Annotated in this window: 25 protein-coding genes; 6 read left to right on the top strand and 19 right to left on the bottom strand. The window is 41.2% G+C overall.

Going from position 1 to position 24,982, the window contains the following annotated elements; genetic code table 11:
• Window positions 1–173: 173 nt before the first annotated feature.
• The 5 genes from AAZR19_RS09875 to AAZR19_RS09855 all read right to left on the bottom strand — a co-directional run bounded on the left by AAZR19_RS09875 (window position 174) and on the right by AAZR19_RS09855 (window position 2,624).
• Window positions 174–386: a hypothetical protein gene (locus AAZR19_RS09875; protein ID WP_003212415.1), complete on the bottom strand. Its 213-nt coding sequence runs from the start codon at window positions 384–386 to the stop codon at window positions 174–176.
• Between the two features lie 79 nt (window positions 387–465).
• Window positions 466–786 (bottom strand): YmzC family protein, encoded by a 321-nt coding sequence (locus AAZR19_RS09870; RefSeq protein WP_262089437.1) that lies wholly within the window; start codon window positions 784–786, stop codon window positions 466–468.
• A 162-nt stretch (window positions 787–948) separates the two neighbouring features.
• Window positions 949–1,170, bottom strand: a complete 222-nt coding sequence (hfq, locus tag AAZR19_RS09865; protein WP_024424088.1) for an RNA chaperone Hfq — start codon at window positions 1,168–1,170, stop codon at window positions 949–951.
• Window positions 1,171–1,195: 25 nt separating this feature from the next.
• Window positions 1,196–2,152 carry a tRNA (adenosine(37)-N6)-dimethylallyltransferase MiaA gene (gene miaA / locus AAZR19_RS09860; protein WP_395894620.1) on the bottom strand — a complete coding sequence of 319 codons (957 nt, stop codon included), beginning with the start codon at window positions 2,150–2,152 and terminating at the stop codon, window positions 1,196–1,198.
• 70 nt (window positions 2,153–2,222) lie between these two features.
• Complete coding sequence (locus tag AAZR19_RS09855; protein ID WP_041084774.1) at window positions 2,223–2,624, bottom strand: YmaF family protein; 402 nt, start codon at window positions 2,622–2,624, stop codon at window positions 2,223–2,225.
• Between the two features lie 104 nt (window positions 2,625–2,728).
• Here AAZR19_RS09855 and AAZR19_RS09850 point away from each other — a divergent pair, with 104 nt between their 5' ends.
• From AAZR19_RS09850 to AAZR19_RS09840, 3 genes are all read left to right on the top strand, one after another.
• Complete coding sequence (locus AAZR19_RS09850) at window positions 2,729–2,977, top strand: spore coat protein (RefSeq protein WP_262089436.1); 249 nt, start codon at window positions 2,729–2,731, stop codon at window positions 2,975–2,977.
• 307 nt (window positions 2,978–3,284) lie between these two features.
• Entirely contained in the window at window positions 3,285–3,602 is a 318-nt protein-coding gene (locus tag AAZR19_RS09845) for a DMT family transporter (protein ID WP_262089435.1), read from the top strand.
• A gap of 15 nt (window positions 3,603–3,617) precedes the next feature.
• Complete coding sequence (locus tag AAZR19_RS09840; protein ID WP_434702985.1) at window positions 3,618–3,986, top strand: DMT family transporter; 369 nt, start codon at window positions 3,618–3,620, stop codon at window positions 3,984–3,986.
• A 46-nt stretch (window positions 3,987–4,032) separates the two neighbouring features.
• Here AAZR19_RS09840 and AAZR19_RS09835 read toward each other — a convergent pair whose 3' ends face one another.
• Both AAZR19_RS09835 and AAZR19_RS09830 read right to left on the bottom strand, forming a co-directional pair.
• Window positions 4,033–4,482: an OsmC family protein gene (locus AAZR19_RS09835; protein ID WP_024427036.1), complete on the bottom strand. Its 450-nt coding sequence runs from the start codon at window positions 4,480–4,482 to the stop codon at window positions 4,033–4,035.
• Between the two features lie 76 nt (window positions 4,483–4,558).
• A complete protein-coding gene (locus AAZR19_RS09830) occupies window positions 4,559–5,293 on the bottom strand; it encodes a poly-gamma-glutamate hydrolase family protein (RefSeq protein ID WP_024427035.1) in 735 nt (244 codons plus the stop codon).
• Window positions 5,294–5,878: 585 nt separating this feature from the next.
• Between AAZR19_RS09830 and AAZR19_RS09825 the strand changes: the two genes are divergently transcribed.
• Entirely contained in the window at window positions 5,879–7,204 is a 1,326-nt protein-coding gene (locus AAZR19_RS09825) for a S8 family peptidase (RefSeq protein WP_434702983.1), read from the top strand.
• A gap of 89 nt (window positions 7,205–7,293) precedes the next feature.
• Here the strand turns inward: AAZR19_RS09825 and AAZR19_RS09820 are convergent, their stop codons facing one another.
• From AAZR19_RS09820 to AAZR19_RS09805, 4 genes are all read right to left on the bottom strand, one after another.
• Entirely contained in the window at window positions 7,294–8,442 is a 1,149-nt protein-coding gene (locus AAZR19_RS09820; protein ID WP_024427032.1) for a Rap family tetratricopeptide repeat protein, read from the bottom strand.
• Window positions 8,443–8,603: 161 nt separating this feature from the next.
• Window positions 8,604–9,353 carry a poly-gamma-glutamate hydrolase family protein gene (locus AAZR19_RS09815; protein ID WP_285708386.1) on the bottom strand — a complete coding sequence of 250 codons (750 nt, stop codon included), beginning with the start codon at window positions 9,351–9,353 and terminating at the stop codon, window positions 8,604–8,606.
• A 309-nt stretch (window positions 9,354–9,662) separates the two neighbouring features.
• On the bottom strand, window positions 9,663–10,136 hold the full coding sequence (locus tag AAZR19_RS09810; RefSeq protein ID WP_024424099.1) for a CarD family transcriptional regulator: 474 nt from the start codon (window positions 10,134–10,136) through the stop codon (window positions 9,663–9,665).
• Between the two features lie 245 nt (window positions 10,137–10,381).
• The gene (locus tag AAZR19_RS09805) at window positions 10,382–10,639 is read right to left on the bottom strand and encodes a hypothetical protein (protein WP_024424100.1); all 258 of its coding nucleotides are present in this window, start codon (window positions 10,637–10,639) and stop codon (window positions 10,382–10,384) included.
• A 68-nt stretch (window positions 10,640–10,707) separates the two neighbouring features.
• Between AAZR19_RS09805 and AAZR19_RS09800 the strand changes: the two genes are divergently transcribed.
• Complete coding sequence (locus AAZR19_RS09800) at window positions 10,708–11,112, top strand: hypothetical protein (RefSeq protein WP_024424101.1); 405 nt, start codon at window positions 10,708–10,710, stop codon at window positions 11,110–11,112.
• A 123-nt stretch (window positions 11,113–11,235) separates the two neighbouring features.
• Window positions 11,236–11,760 carry a biofilm surface layer hydrophobin BslA gene (gene bslA, locus AAZR19_RS09795; RefSeq protein WP_024424102.1) on the top strand — a complete coding sequence of 175 codons (525 nt, stop codon included), beginning with the start codon at window positions 11,236–11,238 and terminating at the stop codon, window positions 11,758–11,760.
• Window positions 11,761–11,796: 36 nt separating this feature from the next.
• On the opposite strand, the gene mutL is transcribed toward bslA, so the two are convergent.
• The 8 genes from mutL to AAZR19_RS09755 all read right to left on the bottom strand — a co-directional run bounded on the left by mutL (window position 11,797) and on the right by AAZR19_RS09755 (window position 24,796).
• A complete protein-coding gene (mutL, locus tag AAZR19_RS09790; protein WP_087978924.1) occupies window positions 11,797–13,698 on the bottom strand; it encodes a DNA mismatch repair endonuclease MutL in 1,902 nt (633 codons plus the stop codon).
• A gap of 21 nt (window positions 13,699–13,719) precedes the next feature.
• Window positions 13,720–16,296 (bottom strand): DNA mismatch repair protein MutS, encoded by a 2,577-nt coding sequence (gene mutS / locus AAZR19_RS09785; protein WP_434702979.1) that lies wholly within the window; start codon window positions 16,294–16,296, stop codon window positions 13,720–13,722.
• A gap of 124 nt (window positions 16,297–16,420) precedes the next feature.
• On the bottom strand, window positions 16,421–16,966 hold the full coding sequence (gene cotE, locus AAZR19_RS09780; RefSeq protein ID WP_024424105.1) for an outer spore coat protein CotE: 546 nt from the start codon (window positions 16,964–16,966) through the stop codon (window positions 16,421–16,423).
• Window positions 16,967–17,221: 255 nt separating this feature from the next.
• Window positions 17,222–17,656 carry a RicAFT regulatory complex protein RicA family protein gene (locus AAZR19_RS09775; protein WP_008358013.1) on the bottom strand — a complete coding sequence of 145 codons (435 nt, stop codon included), beginning with the start codon at window positions 17,654–17,656 and terminating at the stop codon, window positions 17,222–17,224.
• Between the two features lies 1 nt (window position 17,657).
• Window positions 17,658–19,184, bottom strand: a complete 1,527-nt coding sequence (gene miaB, locus AAZR19_RS09770; RefSeq protein ID WP_434702977.1) for a tRNA (N6-isopentenyl adenosine(37)-C2)-methylthiotransferase MiaB — start codon at window positions 19,182–19,184, stop codon at window positions 17,658–17,660.
• Window positions 19,185–19,334: 150 nt separating this feature from the next.
• Window positions 19,335–20,516 (bottom strand): glycine C-acetyltransferase, encoded by a 1,182-nt coding sequence (locus tag AAZR19_RS09765; protein WP_117612523.1) that lies wholly within the window; start codon window positions 20,514–20,516, stop codon window positions 19,335–19,337.
• Window positions 20,513–21,577, bottom strand: a complete 1,065-nt coding sequence (gene tdh, locus AAZR19_RS09760; RefSeq protein ID WP_163115125.1) for an L-threonine 3-dehydrogenase — start codon at window positions 21,575–21,577, stop codon at window positions 20,513–20,515. Before tdh ends, AAZR19_RS09765 begins: the two co-directional genes overlap by 4 nt.
• Before the next feature lie 174 nt (window positions 21,578–21,751).
• A complete protein-coding gene (locus tag AAZR19_RS09755; protein ID WP_434702974.1) occupies window positions 21,752–24,796 on the bottom strand; it encodes an efflux RND transporter permease subunit in 3,045 nt (1,014 codons plus the stop codon).
• Window positions 24,797–24,982: the final 186 nt, after the last annotated feature.

The raw sequence follows: 24,982 nt of genomic DNA, 5'->3' as shown, positions 1-24,982 counted from the left end.
TTCGAAACGAAAAAAATCAACCAACCCGGCCGAACCTTCATAGCCGAACTCGTACGTTCAAATAAATAGAGCAGAACAGGATCTAAAAATAGACTGCTCTACTCCCTATTCAACTGAAACCGAAATCTATCATAACACGAAAAAAAATCGCTTAGTAGACTAGACTTTTTGTTTTATTTTTTGTAGGCATCGCACTGTAAATCTTCTGACACTTCTGTAATTTCTACTTCAACACCTAATTCTTTTAGCACCGCTTCAAGCGCAGAGACGATTGAAGCTTCTCTCACTAATTCTTTCCCATTTACAGAAACACTCGTTCCATATTCGAAACAGGAATCGTCTTCACAAGTTTGTTCCCAATGATTAATTTTAATTTTATGTGTCATGAACTCATCCTTTTCTGTCTAGATGTCTGATGCATGATTATAGTGTAGCGGCTTCACATTCATTTGTAAATTTACGTGCTTACTCTTCTTCATCAGAGCCATCATCATATTCTTCGCCGTCCCATTCATCTATGTATTTCGTTGTAACGAGAGTCAGCTCTCCTTCTTTTTCATCAAACCGGTACACATGTACTTGATCATCTTTCACAACAGCAAAATGATTATTTTTTAGTGCAGCAGATGATGGTAAAATTCCATCTGCATTTTCATGAGAATGGTTATTCCAACTTTCTTGTCTCGTTTCAATGTTTGAGATAGCGCACGATCCAAACAAGACAACAATTCCAATCAAAAGGAGGATCACTCTAATCCTTCTTAATTCAAGCTCTGCATTTTCCATATGAATCCCCTCACCCTTCTAATATCCAATAAGGAATTATACGGAAAATTGGCAGAAAAGTTTCATTGCATACAAAATAGCCCCTCTGCACTGACAAAAAACGTAGCGGGTTCCGGCCGGTTTATTCGCAGAGGCATGGGGCTATTTTAAATACAACATATCCTATTCTAATTCTAGATTTACATTCTTTTGAGGTGCAAATGTAGAAATGGCGTGTTTATAAATAAGCTGCTGCTTCCCTTCTGTTTCAAGCAGCACCGTGAAATTGTCAAACCCTTTCACTTGACCGCGAAGCTGAAAGCCATTCAGCAAGAATACTGTGACAAATGTATTGTCTTTGCGGATCTGATTCAAAAACTGCTCCTGAATATTAATCGGTTTCATGTTTCGTCCTCCTTGATTCTGATAACTACAGTTTCGCTTTAAGTCCAAGCTTTCCTGCTATATATGCGAAAATTTCCTCTTTTTTGTCTGAAAAGTGGCAAGGCGGTGTCATATCAAACCAAGTGACCGCCATTTTATTACGGAACCACGTGAACTGACGCTTCGCATATCTACGGGAATTTTGCTTTAATTGCCCGATGGCTTCATCAAGTGAGCAGTCACCTTGAAAATAGGCATACAGCTCTTTATAACCAATGGCTTGAACAGACTGACAATCCTTCAAGCCAGATTGATAAAGTGCTCTCACTTCTTCAATCAAGCCCTCATCTATCATCATATCAATTCTTTGATGAATGCGCTCGTACAAAACCTCTCGATCCATTTTCAGCCCAATGAAGGCTGTATCATAAAGAGGAACTTCTTGATGCCCGTTTTGCATCTCCGACATTTTCTGACCTGTTGTATGAATCACTTCCAGCGCCCGGATCACGCGGCGGACGTTATTTGGATGAATAGCGTTTGCCGCATCAGGATCTACTGCCTTTAGCTTTTCGTGCAGCAAAAGCGCGCCGTGCTGCTGTTCAAAGAGCGTCATTTCTTCTCTAAAAGCAGGATCACTTTTCTCATCCGTAAATGTGTAATCATATAAAACAGATTGGATATAGAGGCCTGTTCCGCCGACAATCATTGGCGTTTTCCCTCTAGCGGCAATCTCTCTGATTTTCGAACGAACCAGCTGCTGAAATTCAGCTGTCGAAAAAGATTCGTCCGGCTGTTTAATATCAATTAAATGGTGCGGGATGCCATTCATTTCTTCGGGAGTGATTTTAGCTGTTCCGATATCCATCCCTTTATAAATCTGCATAGAATCCCCGCTGATAATCTCTCCATTAAATGCTTTGGCTATATCAATGCTCAATTTGGTTTTGCCGACAGCCGTCGGCCCTACTAACACGATTACTGGCTGCTTCGCTTTATTCATAACATCACTCACTTTTACAAAACTGCCTACAGTATAGCATAACTTTTCTTACTCTCCTATATGTTGCCCATCACCAGCCAAGCGGTTCATTTCCAACCACTTCATACGTTTTTCCTTTTAAACGATGCTTATGGGTTGGCCGATTCTCATCTGGACTATAGACGACACCTCCATATGGGATGGGAACAGAATCGAGATAGGCAGAATAGGTGACTTCCTCAATCTCGTGATAATGCGTTCCATCCACTCTCGGAATTGCAGGCCCTGTGATACCGTAGTACCTGTGGAAGTGTCCTCTTTCAAAGGAGGTGATTCCGCGATAAAAATGAGTATGCCGGTCGGTACTGCTTCCATTTACAGGCTGAGAAATACCTTCTATTAAATGATAATGCCCCTCCGTTACATCTGTACGTGCTTTATATGCATGAGCATGAGGCGGACACTTTGCCCAATCAGATGGATACAGGCCCATTTCTAACATTCCTCCTTATATTAGGCGTTCACCCAAACATATGTAGGCAACTGGAATACACTGATGTCAGTTACAGTGATTTTATGAGAAAGGAGCCTTTTATTATGAATTATTTTGACGCACCTCCATTTATTCAAGAAGAAGACATGAGAAGACCTTTTGGTTTTGGACGCCCTGGCTTTGGGTTTGGGAGACCTGGATTCGGCTTTGGACGCCCTGGATTCTTTGGACCTCCATTTTTAGGAGGTTTTGCTGGAGGCCTGCTTGCTGGATCTCTGCTTGCGCCAGGATATGGCTATGGATACCCTTATCCGCCGCCATACCCGCCATATGGACCATACCCTTGGTATTAAATTTGACGTTTAAGTGAAAACATCCGTTCATAAAATGAATCGATTGACACGCTCTTTTTTCATGGGTTAACATTTACTTTACCGACTGTTCAGTAAAGTAGGTGTTTTTTTTATGTCTAAAACCACAAAAGAGCCATTTTGATGCAGCTCACCGCCTGATATTAAAAGAAGGATTAAGACAGCTCTCCCTTCAGCAGATGGCAGAGCATGCTGGTTTTCAGAAATATTTCAGCTTGAACCGCTGAAAAGAGAGGATAAAAACCCTTTTACTTCATCGGATTTTACACCTATTAGAGGAGGGATGATCATGATCCTCGGATATCTTTTTTTGGCTGTGGCCATTTTCTCAGAAGCCATTGGCGCCGCGATGTTAAAATTATCTCATGGTTTTACGCGCTGGAAGCCTAGCGCGGTTGTTGTGGCTGGCTATACACTTGCTTTTTATATGCTGTCATTGACATTCAATATCATTCCGCTAAGCATGTCTTACGCAACATGGTCTGGGGTTGGTACGGTCCTCACGGCTATTTTTGGCGTGCTCTTTTTCAAAGAAACCTTGAACCAAAAAGCAGTCATTGGCATGGCGATGCTTGTCTCAGGGGTCGTACTATTAAATATGTCATAAAGGATGTGGGAGATGATGAAAGGAATACTCTACTTAACAGGAGCCATTTTGACGGAGGTTTTTGGCAGTACAATGCTGAAGCTTTCTCAAGGCTTTTCGCAGCTGCTGCCGAGTATCGGGGTACTGATCGGATTTGGATGCGCCTTTACTTTCCTGAGCTTGGCACTTAAAACCATCGAGCTCTCGTCTGCCTATGCAACCTGGTCTGGCGTTGGAACAGCTCTCACTGCTCTTGTAGGACTTGTGCTGTTTAACGAAACGATCAGCACGAAAGGCTACATCGGCCTTGTACTTGTCATCTGCGGCGTGATTGTCTTAAATCAGTCCAAGAAGCAAAAGAACGAAACCAACGCACAACTCGATCAAACCGAATGGACGTCATAAAAAAAGTCATTTTCTCCATATTTCAAGAGAAAATGACTTTTTTGTTTTAACGGCCGACTTGAATGGTTTCTTCTAAGGAAATGTTCACATTCCCCTGAACAGCTCTTGAAATCATACAAGAGCTTTCGGCTTTATGCGCAAGCTTTCGGGCCAGCTCAATATCATGTGCGGAAGCGGACTCTTTGAGGGTGATGACAGGACGATGAATGATTTCCTCATAAGTAAACACGCCATTTGTCACATCTACGACGGCTTCAGAGCTCATCGATAGATCCTCTTTCTCTAATTGACTTCGCTCCATCATGGCTGCAAGTGTAATGATATAACACGTAGCCGCTGCACCTAAGAGCATCTCATCTGGATTGGTTCCAATACCTGGACCGTCCATTTCCTTTGGAATCGAAATCTTTGTTTTTAATTGTTCACATGCGATTGTACCCACATCGTTACGCAGACCGGGCCAGCTTGCCTGAAGATGAAAATGATGACGCGCCATATCCGTCTCTCCTTTTGTTATCACTGTTCATAGTGTAACAAGAATTCCACTGCTTGTCTTAACATGTGCACAGCCCTTATGTATATTCTTCATCCAGCACTGTCCGAATCGCCCTGACATAACGATAGAATGTCTCGTTTTTTGTACTTGACCGCCTCCGAAAATCGAAACTGTCAAATAAAGCTTCACGCTGACTTCTACTAATCTCAAGCTGCACACTCTGCCCTGTTTTTGTAAGATTATTAATATTATGATTGCTTGTCCCGCTCAGGGTTGCGTGTGCGACAGCTAGTTCAGCAGAAAACCCGTTCCGCTCTAATGAGTTGACAATTTTCTCTGCACGGTCGTAATCTGTTCCGCCGACGAGAGTATGGTCAATTCCTTCCTCGCCTTTGTATCCATGCACTGCTAAAATGTAATCATGTGCTTTTGCCTGCGCGACGCCGATTGGCTCATCAAAGTTTGTACTTGTAATATGAAGTTCTGATGCATTCTCTCTTAGACCTTCAAATAAATACGTCGAAAAATCGTTGTCAAAAAAATGGACGATCTCGCTCACGCCGCCTTCGATCCTCCCGCCATGAGGTGACATCACAAGAAGGCGGCTGCCAGGCACTGGGTTGGCTGTAATGTTATAGCTGCTTGTTGATTCGTTTTCTTCAAGTTCTTTAAAATTTCGATAAATATCATTTGAACCGCTTTCGTCTTCCCCACCTGATGACACTGGCTCATCATGTTCCTGTGCTTGCATGGTATAATAAACGCCCCATCCGATCGCAAGCAGGAGAAGCAAAGCAAAAAACTTCTTCATTCCCGTTCTCCTTTAACAGATTTCTAAGCCGTTTCTATGATTTATATTGAATCATCATTTCTTATCATTTTTTCCACATTTTCTCTTCACGTTTGATCATAACACTCTAGATCATGAGATTCCTCAAAAATAAGATAATTGCATTTATATACACAGAAACGCCTCTCCTCTTTGAAAACAGAGTTAGAATAGTATGACAAAAAAATGACGTTATGTTTAATATGACCTAGTCCTATCCAGTCTGTTTTCTTTAATTCGGCTTTTTTTGATAAGGATTTGATTTTTTTCATCTGTAACGAGTCACATTTATATGAGCATTGACCCTGTCCACAGCCCTCCTTTTTCTGCAAAATCCTTTGTTTCACTGGTTCTCTCAGAAGAACTCTCCCACCTATCATCGGCAGATTCTATATGATTTCCACCTTTTTCTATTATTTTACAAAATGTAAGCGCTTTTCTTTTTTTGAAAGACATAAGCAAGCCGCCAATATAAAGAAAAGGAGGGACAAGAATCCGAACCAAGCAGTTCTCATTCTCATAACGTAAGAGTGTACGAGAATGGATAGCTGGAATGGAGGGCATCACATGTTTGGATTTTCTATGGTGCAAATGGTCAGAACACATGCTAGTAAACTAGATCAGCCTTTAAGAGAGACCGTTCTTCACCTTTATAAACCTTTTAAATGGACGCCATGCTTTCTTCATCGTTTTTTCGAAGGCAGGCTGAAGAAGAAAAAGAAGCTTCGTGTGATCATTGAATTTAAGGAAGGTGCAGCCGAGGCAGGGATTCAAAGCACAAAACAGTTCATGAAAAAAAGCAGAAAAACAAATATAAAACGGCATTTTTCACATATCGACTGCTGCGCTGCTGATTTAACGCCTGCTGCTTTAGAGGAGCTATTAACAAACGGTGAGCATATTCGTAAAATTTATTTAGACCGGAAAGTTCATGCGTTGCTGGATGTAGCCACACAAGCGAGCCATGCTGAAGAAGTCACCCGAAACGGGACAACTTTAACCGGAGAAGGCATTACGGTCGCTGTCATTGACACGGGAATTTATCCACATGAAGATTTAGATGGAAGAATTCGAGATTTTGTGGATTTAGTCAAACAAAAAACAAAGCCTTATGATGATAATGGCCACGGTACTCACTGCGCGGGAGATGTCGCTGGAGACGGAGCCGCCTCAGACGGCTTATACAAAGGACCTGCCCCAAAAGCAAATCTGATTGGCGTGAAAGTGTTAAATAAACAAGGGGCTGGATCACTTTCTACTATTATAGAAGGTGTTGAATGGTGCATACAATTCAACGAAGACAACCCCGATGATCCGATTCATATTATCAGTATGTCGCTGGGCGGAGCTGCGCAGCGTTATGATGACGAACAGGACGATCCAATGGTGCGTGCTGTCAATGCGGCTTGGGATCAAGGGATTGTTGTATGCGTCGCTGCCGGAAACTCTGGTCCTAACAGCCAGACGATTGCAAGCCCTGCTGTCAGTCAAAAAGTCATTACGGTCGGAGCCTACGATGACAGAAATACACCAGAATCAAGTGACGATGTCGTGGCACCGTTTTCAAGTAGAGGACCAACGGTTTACGGGGAGGCAAAGCCTGATATCCTCGCACCTGGAGTAAACATCGTTTCTCTCAGATCACCAAGGTCCTTTTTGGATAAACTTGATAAATCAAGCAGAGTCGATCATGATTATACAACGTTATCTGGCACATCGATGGCAACACCGATTTGTGCTGGTATTTGCGCTCTACTACTAGAGCATTCACCAGATTTAACACCGGATGAAGTCAAAACCCTGTTAAAAGAAAATACAAGCAAGTGGTCTGGGGATGACCCGATGGTTTATGGAGCAGGTGCAGTTGACGCAGAAAAAGCAATCAAAGAATAAAGAAAAAAGCCCTTTACGTTTTGCGTAAAGGGTGTTGTTTGTCTCATTTTTAAGTGTGAAGTCTTTCATCTACTTGAGCAGCTGACATGTTATGCTTCGTTCTCATACATCTCATCTCCTTTTTGAATGTGCGTACGCGCTTCGATCACAATCTCAAAAAAAGTGGAGGATTCCTTGTACATGTCGCGTTCCTTATAATAATTAGCCGCATCAAGTGCTAATTCCTCTAAATCAGCAAACATTTTTTTATTTCTCAGACCAAAAAGGGCCGACCTCAATTGCTCACAGCCGTCTTTCTCTATATAGAGCGCCTGCAAAAATTGGAATTTCAACTGATAAATTTCATCTTCCAATACACAAGCCTCTTTCATTCCTGTAGATATGGCCTCGCCTGCCCGCTTGATATCTCCGAGTTTAAAACAAGTAAGGGCAAGTGAAAACAACGATTTGATCATCGTGGATGCTTGATCTTTCTGATAAAGTGAAATGGCTTGTTCAAAAAAGACAGTCGCTGTATGGTACGTTCCCATACTATAATGACAAGTGCCTAAGTTATTAAGAGCCATTGCTTTAAAGTAAGATGTGCATTCTTTTTGTTCCATTGCTTCACAGACCTTTAACGCTTTTTCTAAATAAGGAAGCGCTTTTTGATACTGATTAACATCAATCCAATTACCTGCCATGACAAAATCACATTGAATGCTTCTTTTTCCATAAAGCTGATGTTTCTTGTAGATGTCTCTTGCCTTTTTAGCGTAGTGCATGGAGAAATAGGTTTGTTTCATATGATAGTATACTTCTGCGATTTTATAGTAAAATTCTGCTTTTTCGATCTCATCTGTCACTAAAATCAGTTGATGTTCCGCATGCTTGTAATATGAAATGGCCTCGATATACCGGCGCTGGATAAACGCATACATTCCATGAAAAAAATGAAAATAATAGCCGAGTAAGCCTGTCATTTCATCTTCTGCATCGTCAATTTCTTTAGGAAAGGACACTGCTTGAAGCGTTTCACTCCCTGCATGGACTGGCGCTAAGTGCTGAAGCATCATTTGATGGCGAAAATCCATTAGAGAATAGTATAGGAGTAAATCTTGATCCTCTTCCATATCATGAATTTCTTCTTCAACAAGGCGCTTCATGCCGTTTGCCTGTTCAACTTCAAATTTGCAAATATGCGTGTACCATTGATTGATCTTTACACCTACTTCGGAAGATGGTATTTTGTGTGCCATCCACTTCAGCCCCATTCTATCATATCAAACTGATAACTATTATTTTACATAATTTATGTTTTCAAGGCAAATTGTAAGTTATTACATATTTTATGTTCAAATCGCATATTCCTATCTTTTTTACCAAGTTTAAATAGAGCACTTTTGCCCATCAAACTTTTTTACGCAGACGGATCGAATTCTCTTAGTACTTCTTTTAACGCATTAATATAGCGTCTAAATGCTTTTTTCTTTCCTTTTCTCGTCTCAAAATTATCAAAAAAAGCTTCTCTTTGCGCTGTACTAATTTCGAGCTGAACGCTTTCACCACTCGCATTTCGATTATTTATATTTTTGGGATCTGTACCAGAAAGCCGTTCGCCTTTTTGTACCATTTCTGCGGAAAATCCCCGATCTTTTAGTTCTCGTACAACTGCTCTTTGCATTTTTTCATTTGTGCCGCCAACGAGCGTGTGTCTTTTATCACTTTTATAGCCGTGGATGGAAATTGAAAAAGGATACGTTTTAATCATTTGAACCAAAATGGGTTCATCAAAATTGGTACTCGTGATATGCAGGTCCCGGTTATTGTCTTGCTTTGTACCTTCAAACAAATACGTAGAGTAGCTTTCTTGAAAGGCTTCTACAATTTCACTTGTTCCTGGTTCAATGTCACCTCCATGAGGAGAAAATACAAGTAAATCACTTCCGCCCTTTTCGTGAAATTCTATCTCATAACCGTCTCTTTCATATCGCATGAGCTGTTTAAAACTTTCATATTGATCGCCTTGTTTTCGCTCTTTTTGATACTTTTCTACCTCTTGATGCTGCTGCTTTTGCTCTTTTTTTTCTTGAACAGAATGGCTGCATTTCACCATTAAAAGAGTACACAGAATAAGAAAGATGAATCCACATATTAGTAGCCTTTTCATTTCACCGCTCCTTTTTTCTCTTAGGTGTCATCTTACCGCAATATTTTACTATCAATGGCTTAGAAAATTCAAAGGTTGTCCGGCTCATTTGAATGAATCAGGAGAAGTTACCTGTTTTTCATATGATCTAGGTATTTCAGAGGTCTTTAAATTTTTGTTGTGAACGTAAAAACTAAATCGTATGACCTCATTTCAATTTTAGTTAAAACCACCTACAAAAATGGCAATATTACTCTTTTTTTCAAACAAAAAAGCTGTAAACAAAGAAGTAGTCCCCTTCAGTTTACAGCTAGTCTCTGTATATCATCATTACATTCTTAATTCATTCTCTAAAGCTGTCATCACTTCATCTTGCGTCAGTCCCTGTGCAAGTGAAATCTCACTCACTAACATGCCTCTTGCATCTTCAAGCATCTTCTTTTCACTTGAATTTAACGCTTTCTTCTGATTTCGTCTCATTAGATCTTTGACAACGTCTGCACCATCTTCGATCGCACCTGTTTTTAGCTTTTTCAGATTTTCATCATATCTTTGCTTCCAAGTAAGCGTGTCGTCGTTTGTTTCTTCTGCAAAATTGTTCATCACAACTTTCAGCGTTGCTTGATCTGCTACCGGACGTATACCTAGTTGATTGATTCTGCCTTTTGGGACCATCATCTGCATATTCGGCATTTGAATCAGGAAATATTCCTGTGTCTTACCTAAAATCTCTTTTTCTTCCATTCCTTCAATCACACCGGCTCCATGCATTGGATAAACAATTTTATCACCTATTTGAAACAAATCCGCCACCTCCGAAAGTATTCACAATATCATTATAACACATTTCATCAGAGGATAAAAATTTATATTTTATCATGTTAATTTAGCACTAGTCAATTCTTTTTATTTGAGTTTTTTTAGAAAAAGCCTTTTTTTATAAAAGAAGCATGAGCATCCAGTCCTCATGACTCTTTCTTGCATATACTAGCATTGAGTCACATTTAGGAGGGATGACAATGTGCAAATGCAAGTGCAAACATTCCCACTCACACTGCCATAAAAAGCATGACGATCATTGCCATGAGGATCCATGTAAAGAAAAAAAGTTTTGTCATAAAAAAGATAAATGGTTTGAGAGCGATTTTTGGGATACCTCTCGAAGCTACGATCCCTGTTATTTTCCTAAAAGTGTCTGCAGCAGATGTAAAAAGCGTCGCAGAAGAAGACACAGCTACACAATTTAACGCTTGACGCTTTACCTGCTTTTCCTTTTCCCGGCTGAAAAGCCGGTTTTTTTCTTTCATATGGATAGGCTCATGAAGCAGATCTGTCTCATAGGATATGGCAACCTGACATAAAGGATGAGATATACATGAACGATATGAACAGCCAAATGAATCATTATCACCAAGAAAATCCCTATCACACATTTGAAAATGTGTATACAGCCAATCATGAGCATATGATCGCGCCAAACATGCATGATCATATGAATATGCCAAACCATTATCATAGCGGCAAAAAAGATGTGTATAACGCGCACCATCCACATCATCATTCAGTTTATTCACCGTTCCCAAATCAGCATGATACCTTTTCAAAGCATGTTCCAATGAAGGATCACCATCATCTAGGCCATTATGGTGGATATGGGATGATGCCACACCATCCATATGGTTATCAAGATATGCATATGATGATGCCAACAAACCAGCAAATGCCAGGCCATTATTACGGAATGAATCAACCAAATGCGCTATTTCCCCGCTATTACTAAAGAATGACAAAATAAGGGTATAATATCCCATTTAATACCATATGGTAATATGGTAACATTATAGGTAAATAATGGGTGTAATCATCTATTATTTACCTATATTCAACAAGGGGGAAGGAAAAAATGAAAAAAACATGGACGATTCTTATGATGGGGATGCTCACATTGGTTATGGCGCTGTCAGTACCGCTTTCTGCATCTGCTGAGGAAGCCGGCAAAGCAACAACTAATGCAAAACCAGCTGCACTTTACGCAAAAATTACAGGAGCAAGTAAGCAGGAATGGTCTTTTTCTGACATTGAGCTGACATACAGCCCAAATTCTGTTCTAAGTCTTGGTGCGGTTGAGTTCACTCTGCCAAAGGGTTTCCAGGCAACAACTAAAGACATTATGAACGGCAAAGCATTAAAAGACAGCTATATTTTGAACAACGGACAAACCGTTCGTATTCCGCTCAGACTGGATTTACTTGGAATTTCCAAATATACATTAAAGCTTTCACATAAAGTACTTCCTGCTGCAGGTACATACACGTTCCGTGCAGAAAATCGAGCCATCAGCATCGGTTCCACATTTTATGCAGAAGATACGATTGATATTAATACACGACCAGTTGTGGTCACACCGCCAGATCCTTGCGGATGCTAAATAAAAAAGCGCTCTGATTAGAGCGCTTTTTTTATATCACATCACCCGTTTAAACATTTTCTCCATCTCATATGTCGAGTGATGAATGATGATCGGCCGGCCGTGCGGACAGGTGAATGGGTCCTTCGTTTGCCGAAGTTCATCTAATAAGGCTTTGATTTCATCATGACGCAAATGACGATTTGCTTTGATTGAGCCTTTGCAGCTCATCATAATCGCCGCTTCTTCTCTTAGTTTCTTGATATCAACACGTTTTTCATCAAGCACTTGCTCTATAATCTCTTCGATCAATTCAGCCTCTTCACCTTTTGGAAACCATTGCGGATGCGACCGAACGATGTAGCTACCTGAACCAAAGGGCTCTAAGAAGACCCCCACTTTCGCGAGAATATCCTTATGCTCTTCAATGATCAGCATATCGTTTTTAGAGTAGTGAAATGTTAAGGGGACGAGCATTTCTTGCACTTCCTGTTCGATCTCTCCCACCTTCTCACGATAATACTCATACTTGATTCGCTCTTGAGCCGCATGCTGGTCGATGATATAAAGCCCTCGTTCATTTTGAGCCAAAATATATGTGCCGTGCATTTGCCCAATTGGATACATCACAGGGACGCGTTCGTTTTCAGGAATCGTTTCTGTCACATCTTCATGCAGTACCGTCTCTTCATATTCAAGTGAAGCGGCGGATTCCTCTAAATGAACACGCTCAGATGAGGCTTCTTCATAAAATACTGGGGATGATGCTTCTGCCTTCTCTTGTTTAGGCATTCCGTATGCATCGGTATGACTTGTCTCGTATACGACCGACTCGTGCGGCTCCGGCTGATAGGTTAGCGGTGTTTCCGCTGGGCTTGCGTTCCTTTGTTTCGCATCAAAGGTTAAGGATTGCTGCTCATTTTTCACAGCTGGCATTGGTGCTTTTTTTGGTACTGAAGCACTTGGAATGAGCTGCTGCTTTTGAAATACTTCCTTAATTCCTTGTTTAATCAGATCATGAAGTTCCTGTTCTTTACTTAGCCTCACCTCTAGCTTCGATGGATGAACGTTCACGTCCACTAGAATGGGATCCATCTTCATCTCAATGAATGTAATTGGATGACGGCCAATCGGAAGCAGCGTGTGATACCCTTCATGGATCGCTTTCACGAGCGGAAAATGTTTGACATATCGGCCGTTTACAACAGAAGACATATAATTCCGTGATGCCCTTGTCACTTCAGGTAACGAAATATATCCTTTCACTTCAAAATCAAGTGATTGTACGTGAAGCGGCAGCATTTTTTTAGCCACAGCTGTCCCGTAAATGGCCGCAAGTACATGACGTACATCTCCGTTTCCATTCGTCTGTAGCAGGACTTTCCCTTGATGACGCAAACGGATCGATACTTCGGGATGAGCTAGCGCAATTCGATTGACAACATCCGATATATTGCCAAGTTCCGTATGAACGGTTTTCATGTATTTTAGGCGGGCTGGCGTATTGTAAAATAAATTGGTGACCACAATCTCGGTGCCGCGGCGGCCAGAGGTTTTTTTCTCTGAAATAATCTTCCCGCCTTGCAAAGCTAAGTGTGTCCCAGCTCCTTCACCAGTACTTGTTTTCATTTCTAGGTGAGAGACGGATGCAATACTTGGCAGCGCCTCTCCTCTGAATCCGAGCGTTCTAACACGAAACAGATCATTTTCATCTTTGATTTTACTCGTTGCATGGCGCTGGAAGGCGAGCTTACAATCTTCAGCATCGATTCCAACACCATTATCAATAATCCTGATAGAAGAAAGACCTGCTTCTTCTACATCGATTTCAATGACTGTACTTTTTGCATCGATCGCATTTTCCACAAGCTCCTTTACAACAGAAGCCGGACGCTCGACCACTTCACCTGCAGCAATTTTATTGGATAGGTCATCGGATAACTGAATAATCTTTGCCATTTCTGCTCACCTCACCCTACATTATAATTTCTTTTGCAATTCATACAGCTTTGTCATTGCTTCAAGCGGCGTCATATCCATTAGGTTGTAAGACTTTAATTCGTCGATGACCGCTTGATCCTTCTGTTTTAGCGCAGCTTTTGGCTGCGGTTTTTCTTCTACTTCAAAGAAAGAAAGCTGCTGTTTTTCTACAGTCTTTTCTGCTTTTGGTGCCGCAGATACGGTTGGAGTCACGTCATGTGATCCGCTCTCAAGCTCCGTTAAAATAGTCTGGGCTCTATTAATGATGGCATCAGGCAATTCAGCAAGCTGCGCTACATGAATACCATAGCTTTTATCAGCTGCACCTTCTTTGATTTGATGTAAGAAAACGACCGTGCCTTCATGCTCTTCAGCTCGCACATGAACATTTTTCAGCTCGCTTAATTGGGATTCAAGGACAGTGAGCTCATGGTAATGTGTAGAAAATAGGGTTTTGGCCCCAATATGATCATGAACAAATTCAATGATCGCCTGCGCAAGAGCCATTCCATCATAGGTGCTTGTCCCGCGTCCAATTTCATCAAATAAAATCAAGCTGTTTTTCGTTGCATGCACCATCGCATTTTTTGCTTCGAGCATCTCTACCATAAAAGTACTTTGACCAGAAATCAAATCATCTGCTGCACCAATACGTGTAAAGATTTGATCGAAGATTGGAAGCGTCGCCTTTGACGCAGGAACGAAGCAGCCAATTTGCGCAAGAATCGAGATGAGCGCCATTTGTCTCATATACGTACTTTTCCCTGACATATTCGGTCCAGTGATGAGTAAGGTTTGTCTGCCTTTTCCCATATGGCAGTCATTCGGTACATATTCCTGGTGATCCAGCACTTTTTCAACGACAGGGTGACGGCCATCTTTGACATCCACGTCATCCTCTGAGAATTCCGGCCGGATATAACGGCGCTTTTCACTGACAGTCGCAAAGCATTGAAGCGCATCAAGCTCGCTCATTTGTTTTGCAAGCAGCTGTAATCTAGGAATATAGCCTTTTACTTGCTCCCTGAGAGCTGTAAATAGTTCATATTCCAATTCGTTAATATTTGATTCTGCTTCAAGAATCAGTGCTTCTTTTTCTTTTAATTCAGGTGTGATATACCGCTCTGCATTGGCAAGCGTTTGTTTTCTTTCGTAACGCCCTTCCTCCAGCAGATGTGTATTTGCGCGTGTCACTTCGATATAATAACCAAATACTTTATTAAACCCGACTTTTAAGGAGCGAATGCCGGTATATTCTCTTTCCTGCTGTTCAAGCCGTGCAATCCAGTCCTTTCCGTTTCGGCTGGCATCACGGTATTCATCTAATTTTGCATTGTAGCCATCTTTAATCAAATTGCCTTCTTTTATCGTCATCGGCGGATTTTCATGAAGTGCATCTTCTAATAAATCAAGCAAATCACCACAAGGATCAATCTCATTCGCTCTTGATTTTGCCATTTCCTCTGGTAATGAATGAACGAGTTGTTTAATATCCGGTACTTGTTTTAGGGATTCTTTGAGCTGGATGAGATCACGGGCATTCACATTGCCAAATGCCACGCGGCCCGCTAAACGCTCAAGATCATATACTTGCTTTAATCGTTCGCGCAGATCCTCTCGCTCAAAGAAATGATCCATCAAGATTTGCACCATTTCCTGACGCTCATTAATTTGCGAAAGGCGAATAAGCGGCCGATCGATCCATTGCTTGAGCAGTCTGCCGCCCATCGCTGTTTTTGTTTCATCTAACAGCCATAATAAAGAGCCTTTTTTGCTTTTTGAACGAATCGTTTCTGTTAATTCAAGGTTTCGTTTTGAGTAAAGATCGATTTTCATCGTTTGTTCAAGTTCAAACACTTGAACTTTCTGAAGATGATCCAAACTTCTTTTTTGCGTTCTTCTTAAATAGGCATATAGTGTTAAAAATGACGTTTTTAACTTTTCGTCTAGATGGGAAACGAGACGCTCAGCTTCCTCTAATAATTGATCACTATCTTCGTATGAAATAGTTGCTTGGCAGCGTTCTTTAAGGGTTTTGATTGTTTCCTCATCCAGCTGTTTTGACACCACAATTTCTTTTGCACCGACAGAATAAATTTCTGATACGACTTCATCTAATCGATCGATGAAAGCTGCCATGTTTTCACCTGTTGATAAATCAGACAACGCAAGACCGTACCCATTTTGAAAGCTGGTAACAGACGCAATAAAGTTGTTCTCGTTTTCACTTAATCCTTTACCATCCATGACAGTACCTGGTGTAATCAGTTGAACGACTTCCCTTTTGACTACACCTTTTGCTGTTTTAGGGTCTTCCACCTGCTCACAAATGGCGACCTTGTAGCCTTTTGAAATCAACTGTTCTATGTATGCAGAAGCAGAATGATAAGGAACGCCGCACATTGGAATTGTGCCGCCGTCTCTGCTTGTTAACGTAATTTCTAGTTCTTGCGCGGCTTCCTTTGCATCATCAAAAAACATCTCATAAAAATCGCCTAGGCGAAAAAATAAAAAGGCATCTTGATAATCTGCCTTGATCTTTAAATATTGCTGTATCATGGGCGTATAACTTGCCATATTTCTAATCCCTCACTATATTACTTTCGAATTCATAACATCTCTAATTATAGCATAAAAAATCACCTTTTTTCTCCTAGATCAGGCACAAAAAAACTAGGGGGATATGCGCCCTAGTCATTCCTTACTCTTCTGTCTCACCTGCTAGGAATTCTGGATGAATATCCTCTAACTCCTCATCCACTTCTTCTTCCCACTCGTGATCATCTTTTTCTTTCCAGCTTGAATCGACCTCTACGACAATTTTTGTTTCACCGACTACCTCAGCAATGAATTCACGCTCTGCCTGAACGATAATTTTATTGCCATTTGGAGAAATGGTCACTTCTAAGCAATTGGGCTGCTGCAATACTTTCGCAATTACTTCGTGCTCATCATCAAGGAAATTTTTATCTTTATATCTCAGTTTAATGATGTCTACATACTTCACACGCTCTGTGACGACTTCTGTTTTCGTGTTGTCGGCGTAAGAGTACCATACGTTAATATCAAATGTTCCTTCGATCTCAACGGTTTTACCGACCTTTTCAGCATCATACTTATGATTAATGATCCAACCACCTAGGATGCTGGTTGGTTTTTGCGATGGAGAAATGGTGTGTGTGCTTTGGGTGAATTTCCTCCCTTTTGCAACCACCGCTTTTGTAATAATTTCTCTGTATTCAGACATTCCGGCATGCCTCCTTGTTCTTGATCGTTTTATCTTATGCTGGGCATTCGTCTAGTGTGTCACGATTTTGAACTTCATGTTCAATTAAATTCATTTCTGTTTCAGTGTATGCATGGTCGCCCATAAACTTGCCTTGAAAATTGGAAAAGTTGGAGAGTGAGAGGTTTGGAGGCGATGAAGCATGAAAAAGAATGGGTAGTGCTTTTCAAAAAATGTTAATAGGAAAGCAAAAAACCCCGCATCTGCGGGGTTTTCTCATTTAATGGAGCAACTTGGTGATGAGTTTTTCACTTTTGAACCGGTTTCTCCTAATAAGAGATCACCGCCGGTTGAAAGAATGATTTCATCTGTTACTTGATTTGAAATCGTGTGCGCCACAAGTTGAAGCAGGGAATTGACTTCCATTTGTGATTCTTTGAATTCTTGAATCACTGGGATGTCATCCAGTTCTTCTTGCAGGGCATCGATTTTTTCTTCGACTTGTTTTAAGGCTTCATGTTTGCCGTAATGCTTTAAGTTCACAGCTTGTTTTTGAAGCGCCTTAATTTGATTAATAATCGTTGAAATTTTTGTATTTTCATTGATTTGCGCTTCTGCTTTTTTGAAGAAATCAACTTCTTCCGTTTCAGAAATCATTTTAGCGAGCTCTCTTGCACGCTCGACAATCTCTTTCTTTGAATAAAGTGTCATTTTAATTCACCTCGATAGCTTCTCCAACCATTTCTCCGTCAAGAGACCAAGTTTTGGCTTGTGTGATTTTCACTTTGACGATGTTGCCAATCGCTTCTTTTGGTGCTTTAAAATTCACAAGCTTGCTTTTACTTGTATATCCGGCTAGGATCTCAGGGTTGTTTTTACTTTCACCCTCTACTAATACTTCGACAATCTGCCCTTCATATTCCTTCATTTTTTTCGCAGAAATTTCATTCACAAGTGCATTTAGGCGCTGCAGACGTTCTTTTTTCACACGCATTGGCACGTTGTCTTTCATTTTCGCTGCAGGCGTTCCCTCTCTTGGAGAATAAATGAATGTATAAGCAGCATCAAACTCAACCTCACGATAGAGGGAAAGTGTTTCTTCAAACTGCTCATCTGTTTCATTTGGGAACCCAACAATAATGTCCGTTGTTAATGAAGCATTCGGCATAGCTTCTTTGATTTTGCGCACAAGATCAAGGTAACGCTCACGGTCATATTTTCTCGCCATAAGTTTCAGCACAGAAGAACTTCCGGATTGAACTGGCAGGTGAATATGATCGAGAAGGTTTCCGCCCTTGGCAAGCACTTCAATTAAGTGATCATCAAAATCACGCGGGTGGCTTGTTGTAAAACGGATACGCGGAATATCAATTTTTCGCAGCTCATCCATCAGGTGGCCAAGACCATATTCCATATCTTCAAAATCTTTTCCATATGCATTCACGTTTTGACCAAGAAGGGTAATTTCCTTATATCCTTCTGCCGCTAAACGTCTGACCTCTTGAGTAATTTCATCTGGGCGGCGGCTTCTTTCTTTTCCGCGCGTGTAAGGCACGATACAGTATGTACAGAATTTATCACAGCCGTACATAATGTTCACCCAGCCCTTGATTTTACCTTGACGGGCTCTTGGAAGGTTCTCAATCACGTCGCCTTCTTTTGACCAAACCTCAATGACCATTTCTTTTGAAAGGTAGCATTCAGATAACAGCTCTGGAAGGCGGTGAATGTTGTGCGTGCCGAAAATCAAGTCAACAAACGGGTGTTTCTTCAAAATACGGCTCACGACAGATTCTTCTTGTGACATACATCCGCAGACACCTAAAATTAAATCTGGCTTTTCACGTTTTAATGCTTTTAAATGTCCAAGCTCTCCAAACACTTTATTTTCTGCATTTTCACGAATAGCACAAGTGTTTAATAAGATGACATTTGCATCTTCCGTTGAGTTTGTTGGTTCATAGCCAAGCGCCATAAAAATACCAGCCATCACTTCTGTGTCATGCTCATTCATTTGACAGCCATATGTGCGAATATAAAACTTGCGGCCGTTTCCTAACCCTTGAAACTGCTCGTCAATTTGAAATTGATTGTATTCGACTTCTTCTTTACCCCGTTTTTTTGCATCTTTTAAGGAAGGCGGAATGTACACAGCTTCAAAATATTTGCTGTAGTCCTTCTCGGATTTTTTGTCCGATGAACTTACTTGTCCGCTCGCTTTTCTCTGCTCTTCATTCATGAATTTGTACTCCTTTCAAACCAAGTTCCACCCTACAGTATAGACTATTTTGTGATGAATTGAAAATAAATCATATACGGTTCTTCTATGAAAATTACCTATTAGTCATAACCATTTTTCACAAAAAGAAAAAAGAGAGCCTGCGCTCTCTCAATCAAGTATGTTTAGTTTTTTTGCTTCTTCTTCAATGATTGTCAGTGCCCGGTCTAGTTCTTCTTTTGTGTGCTCGGCTGTGATGATGGCTCTAATTCTTGCCTTGCCTTTTGCTACAGTTGGGAAGGCGATGCCTTGGGCAAACACGCCTCGTTCTATTAAAGCCTTTGAGAAACGAAAAGTAAGTGCTTCGTCTCCAATCATGATTGGGATAATCGGTGTCTCTGTTCGGGCGACTTGAAATCCAAGGCTGATGACTTTTTCTTTAAAATAAGCGGCGTTCTCCCAAAGTGTATCGATTCGCTCCGGTTCATCTAACAGCACTTCAATCGCTTCTTCACACGCTCTAGTCACAGCTGGCGGATGAGAGGTACTGAATAAAAACGGTCTTGCTTTATGCTTTAAATAATCAATTAAAACCGCTGAACCAGCCACATAGCCGCCGAGCACTCCGACAGCCTTACTAAGTGTCCCGACCTGAATGTGCACTCTGCCGTCGAGTTTAAAATGGTTGACCGTTCCGCGGCCATTCTCACCAAGCACGCCCGAGGCATGCGCATCGTCTACCATCACAAATGCATCATATGCTTCTGCGAGCCTGACGATCTCAGGAAGTGGCGCGATATCTCCATCCATCGAGAACACACCGTCTGTAACGATGAGGCGGACGCGGTAATTCATTGATTTTTTCAAAATCTTCTCCAGCTCTTCCATATTGGAATGACTGTATACCTTTTTATCTGCTTTTGTTAATCGGATGCCATCAATAATTGAGGCATGATTCAGTTCATCCGAAATGACAATATCATCTTTTGTCAAGATACTGGATAAGACCCCTTGATTGGTCGTAAAGCCTGATTGGAACACAAGTGCTGCTTCTGTCTTTTTAAATGCAGCAAGCTTTTTTTCAAGACGTTCATGCATCGTCATTGTGCCGGCGATGGTACGTACAGATCCTGTACCCGCACCGAATTCATCGATTGCCTCTTTTGCTGCTTTCATCAGCCTTGGGTGTGAGGTGAGCCCTAAGTAGTTATTTGAGGAGAGTTGTATGACAGATTGTTCATTTAATGTAACAGTGGATGATTGTTTTGAGTCGATCTCTTTCAAAGTTTGGTGGGTGCCTTGCTGCTTCATTGTTTCCAATTCATCTTGTAAATACGTGAATTCTTTCATCATTTCTTCCCCCTTTGATATGATGGCATCATCAGTACGACTTTTCCGCACGTACCGCTTTGCATAAGTTCAAATCCCTTTTGGAACTCTTCAAATGGCAGTGTATGAGTGACAACTGGCTTTACATCAATGGTATTCGTTCTTAATAGCTCAGATACTTGACGCCACGTCTCAAACATTTTTCTCCCCGTGATCCCTTGCACGGTTAATCCCCTAAAAACAATTTGATTCGTAATATCAATTGTCACTGGTCGTTCTGGCAAGCTTAGTATATTGACTTTTCCTCCATTTGCACAAGCTTCGAGTGCTTGATTAATGGCAGCTGGATGACCTGACATCTCACATATCACGTCTGCCCCTTCCATCCGCGTGAGCTGCTTAATCATGGCGACTGGATCATCTTTTCCAATATCCACGATATGATCTGCACCCATTTTTCGGGCAAGATCGAGCCTGTATTCATTTTTATCAACAGCGAACACTTGAACAGCCCCGGAGGCTTTTGCAACAGCGATTGCCATTAAACCGATTGGTCCGCAGCCAAAAATCGCCACTGATTTACCTGAAACAGGTGTGTGCATTACAGTATGAACAGCATTTCCTAGCGGCTCTTGTATAGAGGCAAGCTCAACCGGCATTTGAGCTGGATTGTGCCACACATTTTGTTCAGGTACTTTGACATATTCAGCAAAACAGCCATCAATGTCTACCCCTAAAATTTTCGTTTCACTGCACAAATGCTGCTGCCCTGTTAAGCACATATAACATTGATTACATACAACATGCGTCTCAGCCGATACAAAGTCCCCTACCTTTGCTCGTGAGACTTGCTTCCCCACTTTAACAACTTCCCCTGTAAATTCATGTCCAAAAATGTAGGGCGCTTTGACTCTTCCCTTAGCCCAGTCATCCCAATTATAAATATGCACGTCTGTTCCGCATATCGAAGTGGCTTTCACTTGGATTAAAACTTCATGATCTTTGATTTCTGGAATCGGCATCTCCATCATCACCGCTCCGTAAGCGCTTTCTTTTTTAACAATTGCTTTCATCGTTCCACACATGACGTACAACCCCTTTGTTAAAAAACTTCTCCCAATCAGATTTTAACACGACTTATTTTAGTCGTAAATACCACTGTCTACTAGAAAAAGACAAATGAACACCCCACATATTTTTTTGGATATTTTTCTAAAAAAAAAGCAAATCTCCTTTCGAGCGGAGATTTGCTTTCATCGTCAGCGTTTCTTTGAAACGGCAACATATAGGGCTGGCACAATGAATAATGTCAGTATTGTTGAGAAAAAGACACCAGATACAATGCAGATGGCCAGCGGCTTAAAGAGTGGATCATGACTTAATGCAACAGGCATTAGTGCAACAAGTGCCGTAAATGCTGTTAAGAGAATCGGTCTAATCCTTGCTCTTCCTGCTTCAATGACAGCTGTCTGTTGATCAAACCCTTGCTTGCGCCGCTGCTCAATAAATTCGAAGAGGACGACCGCATTTCGGACGACAATACCAGCCAATGAGACAATTCCCATTGTTGCCATAAAGCTGAATGGTGTTTGTGTGACAAACAGTCCAATAATGGCTCCTGATACGGCTAAGTAAACCGTTCCTAGAACTAACAGCGGAAGCATCAATGAATTGAACTGGAATGCGATGGTCACATAAATGAGCAGCAAGACAACTGCAAATAAGAGACTAATTTCAATAAAGAACTGTGTCTGATTTTCATTTTCTCCACCTTGTGAAATGGTCAAATCCTTCGCTGAAGCACTTTTTCCCACTTGATTGACGACTTCTTTCATATCGTCTTTAAACGAATCTGATGCACCGGGATACGCCTTCAGCGTAATGGTCGGCACTCCATTTTCATGTGGAATGCTTTCGTACTGCTCTGTTTCTTTTTCTTTTACATATCGGCTAAGCGGCTCAAGTTGAGGCATACCGCCCTCATTTGTCTTCACAGGCACATTCATTTCTTTTAGCTTTAAACCATTTTGATGTGTGCCTATATCCTGTTTCACCACTAAATCGATATCATTTGTTCCTTGTTGAAAGGTACCTAATGGAATCCCTTCTGTCACAAGACCAAGCTGTCTGCTGACAAATTGAGCACTGAGCCCATCCTCTGCCATCCGCTCGCGGTTTAATTCAAAGGAGATCGTTTTCACCGGCTGATTGACATCGTCCGTAATCAAGCTTGCCCCTTTGTCTTTCATTTCATTTGTCAGCGTTTCTTTGACATCAATGAGCTTTGAAAAAGAGTCACCCGCAACCGTTACTGTCACTGGCGCTCCAGTTGGCGGCCCTTGTACAATGGTATTCATAAAGATTTCAGCCTCTTTGAATGTCTCTCGCAAAGGCTCGGTCATACGATCTATTAATACCTTACTTGTCATCTGATCATTGTCTACTCTCACGACAACCTGACCCGTGTGGTCACTTGCGTTTGAAATACTTTCATTAAACAGGTTCGGCACACCGCCGCCTGCAAAAACCGCCGTTTCTTCAATGCCTTTTTGCTGTTTGATCTCTTGTTCTATTTTCTTTAGTGTTTCATTTGTTTTGTCTAATGTTGTTTCACTTGGAAGCGTGACAGTGACGACCACTTCTTTCTTATTCGCCGCAGGGAAAAATTCAAATGGTGTGACGAAAATAAGTAAAAAGGCTAGGCTTGCAACGAGCAAACCACTTAGTCCAATAACGAGCGGCCGCTTCACAATGTTTGTCAGCACACGGTCTGCATAGAAATCAGCCAGCCTTTTTAATGGTTTCCCTAGGAATCCCGGCTCTTTTTGACTGTTTTTGTTCTTTCTTTTCCGGTTCACAGTATATTGATAGACCGGTACAAGTGTCAGAGAGATCACCATGGACGCAAGCACAGTCGTAACTAGAACAGACGGTAATGCCCGAATAAATGAACCGTTTGCACCTGATAGGAATACAAGCGGCAGGAAGGCAAACACAACAGCTAGTGTTGATGTCAAAATGGACCCTGCGACTTCTTTCACCCCTGCAATTGTTCCTTTAAGCGGACTTTCGTATTTTTTCATTTGTCTTAAAATATTATCATTGACGACTATGGCATCATCGACAAGTATCCCTAAAGCAATGATAAAGCCGATGATCGAAATTTGATTGAGGTCCACTTGTAAAAATGGCAGCGGAATCGTTCCAATTGTAATGGATAGCGGAATGGCGAGTGAAACGATAAACGCCCCGCCAATCGTGAGTCCAAGTGTGGTAACAATTATGACCGCAATGACCGCAACAATGGCTTCTTTTATTAAATCATTGAAAATGGTATCCACTTCACTTTTTTGTGAATAGTAGTCTACCCACTCCACCCCATTTGGCAGCTGCTTTTCTTTCTCAATGACATCACTGACTTTGTCATACATTTTAGGAATATCAAGCCCTGGTTTCATATTCACAGTAAATGAATAAGCGGGCTTTCCGTTATACGACACAATATCACTTTTCTGTTTTTCTACTTCTTTTAAACTGCCAAGCTGACTAATTGTGACCGGCTCTCTTTTCGTTTTTGAGAAAAGCTCAATCTTTTTAACCTGATCTAAGCCGTCATATGTATCGATGGACAGCTTCACCTTCTCTTTGCCTGCCCGAATATCGCCTAGTGGAGATGTGTCAAATTCCTGATTGATAGCATTTGTGACATCAGTTACATTGAGCCCTTCACCCTCCAGCTTGTTTGAATCTAAGTTTAATATCGCTTGTTTGTCATTGAAGCCTTTGATAACGACACTGTCTACCCCTTTGATGTCCTCTACTTTTTCCTTCAATGCACGCAGCGATTGCTGACTCTTTGCTAAGTCCGATGATTCACTCGACACAATCATATAAGAGCCAACCGGTACGCTGCCGAATTCATCCTTTACTTCCGGCTCCTTCACCCCGTCAGGAAAAGACGACGCAGCACTTGTGGTTTCATTCTTAATTTGACTTGCCACCTTTTGAAAGTCGGCTTGGTCCTCAATTTCAAGCACAATATTTGAGAAACCAATGGCAGAAACCGAGCTCGTTTTCTCTACACCGTTGATATCAGATAGGGCTGATTCCAGCTTATTGGTGACATCTCTTTCCACCTGTTTTGCATCTGCACCAGGAAAAACGGTAGAAATCGTGACGAGATTCGCCTCGAATTCTGGCAGTTCTCGTTTAGGAAGCTGCGCGAATAAATAGCCGCCAGCAATGAGAACGATAAAAAATAAAATAAAAACAAGCTTTCCTCTTTTCAAAAAAGCTTCGAACATTATTTCACCTACTTAAATATTTATTTTTGATGAAGTAAATTCAACTTAATCTTAATTTATCATCATGGTGAAAAAATGCAAGCTCTAATATGTCATTTTTATCTATTTCACGAACTGAATATGTTATATAAGAAATGTATAGCGGTAAACAAAAACAACCTGCTTACATGATGTAAGCAGGTTGAA

The organism is Bacillus sp. Je.9.29.b (assembly GCF_051129925.1).
GTDB classification, from domain to species: domain Bacteria; phylum Bacillota; class Bacilli; order Bacillales; family Bacillaceae; genus Bacillus; species Bacillus safensis.
Note: the sequence above shows the minus strand (reverse complement) of the source record. Positions and strands in the feature narration are given on the sequence as shown.

Coding starts and splice junctions, on each gene's coding strand:
- AAZR19_RS09875 (WP_003212415.1), bottom strand. CDS start 386: ATGACACATAAAATTAAAATTAATCATTGGGAACAAACTTGTGAAGAC.
- AAZR19_RS09870 (WP_262089437.1), bottom strand. CDS start 786: ATGGAAAATGCAGAGCTTGAATTAAGAAGGATTAGAGTGATCCTCCTT.
- hfq (WP_024424088.1), bottom strand. CDS start 1,170: ATGAAACCGATTAATATTCAGGAGCAGTTTTTGAATCAGATCCGCAAA.
- miaA (WP_395894620.1), bottom strand. CDS start 2,152: ATGAATAAAGCGAAGCAGCCAGTAATCGTGTTAGTAGGGCCGACGGCT.
- AAZR19_RS09855 (WP_041084774.1), bottom strand. CDS start 2,624: ATGGGCCTGTATCCATCTGATTGGGCAAAGTGTCCGCCTCATGCTCAT.
- AAZR19_RS09850 (WP_262089436.1), top strand. CDS start 2,729: ATGAATTATTTTGACGCACCTCCATTTATTCAAGAAGAAGACATGAGA.
- AAZR19_RS09845 (WP_262089435.1), top strand. CDS start 3,285: ATGATCCTCGGATATCTTTTTTTGGCTGTGGCCATTTTCTCAGAAGCC.
- AAZR19_RS09840 (WP_434702985.1), top strand. CDS start 3,618: ATGAAAGGAATACTCTACTTAACAGGAGCCATTTTGACGGAGGTTTTT.
- AAZR19_RS09835 (WP_024427036.1), bottom strand. CDS start 4,482: ATGGCGCGTCATCATTTTCATCTTCAGGCAAGCTGGCCCGGTCTGCGT.
- AAZR19_RS09830 (WP_024427035.1), bottom strand. CDS start 5,293: ATGAAGAAGTTTTTTGCTTTGCTTCTCCTGCTTGCGATCGGATGGGGC.
- AAZR19_RS09825 (WP_434702983.1), top strand. CDS start 5,879: ATGTTTGGATTTTCTATGGTGCAAATGGTCAGAACACATGCTAGTAAA.
- AAZR19_RS09820 (WP_024427032.1), bottom strand. CDS start 8,442: ATGGCACACAAAATACCATCTTCCGAAGTAGGTGTAAAGATCAATCAA.
- AAZR19_RS09815 (WP_285708386.1), bottom strand. CDS start 9,353: ATGAAAAGGCTACTAATATGTGGATTCATCTTTCTTATTCTGTGTACT.
- AAZR19_RS09805 (WP_024424100.1), bottom strand. CDS start 10,639: ATGAAAGAAAAAAACCGGCTTTTCAGCCGGGAAAAGGAAAAGCAGGTA.
- AAZR19_RS09800 (WP_024424101.1), top strand. CDS start 10,708: ATGAACGATATGAACAGCCAAATGAATCATTATCACCAAGAAAATCCC.
- bslA (WP_024424102.1), top strand. CDS start 11,236: ATGAAAAAAACATGGACGATTCTTATGATGGGGATGCTCACATTGGTT.
- mutL (WP_087978924.1), bottom strand. CDS start 13,698: ATGGCAAAGATTATTCAGTTATCCGATGACCTATCCAATAAAATTGCT.
- mutS (WP_434702979.1), bottom strand. CDS start 16,296: ATGGCAAGTTATACGCCCATGATACAGCAATATTTAAAGATCAAGGCA.
- cotE (WP_024424105.1), bottom strand. CDS start 16,966: ATGTCTGAATACAGAGAAATTATTACAAAAGCGGTGGTTGCAAAAGGG.
- AAZR19_RS09775 (WP_008358013.1), bottom strand. CDS start 17,656: ATGACACTTTATTCAAAGAAAGAGATTGTCGAGCGTGCAAGAGAGCTC.
- miaB (WP_434702977.1), bottom strand. CDS start 19,184: ATGAATGAAGAGCAGAGAAAAGCGAGCGGACAAGTAAGTTCATCGGAC.
- AAZR19_RS09765 (WP_117612523.1), bottom strand. CDS start 20,516: ATGATGAAAGAATTCACGTATTTACAAGATGAATTGGAAACAATGAAG.
- tdh (WP_163115125.1), bottom strand. CDS start 21,577: ATGTGTGGAACGATGAAAGCAATTGTTAAAAAAGAAAGCGCTTACGGA.
- AAZR19_RS09755 (WP_434702974.1), bottom strand. CDS start 24,796: ATGTTCGAAGCTTTTTTGAAAAGAGGAAAGCTTGTTTTTATTTTATTT.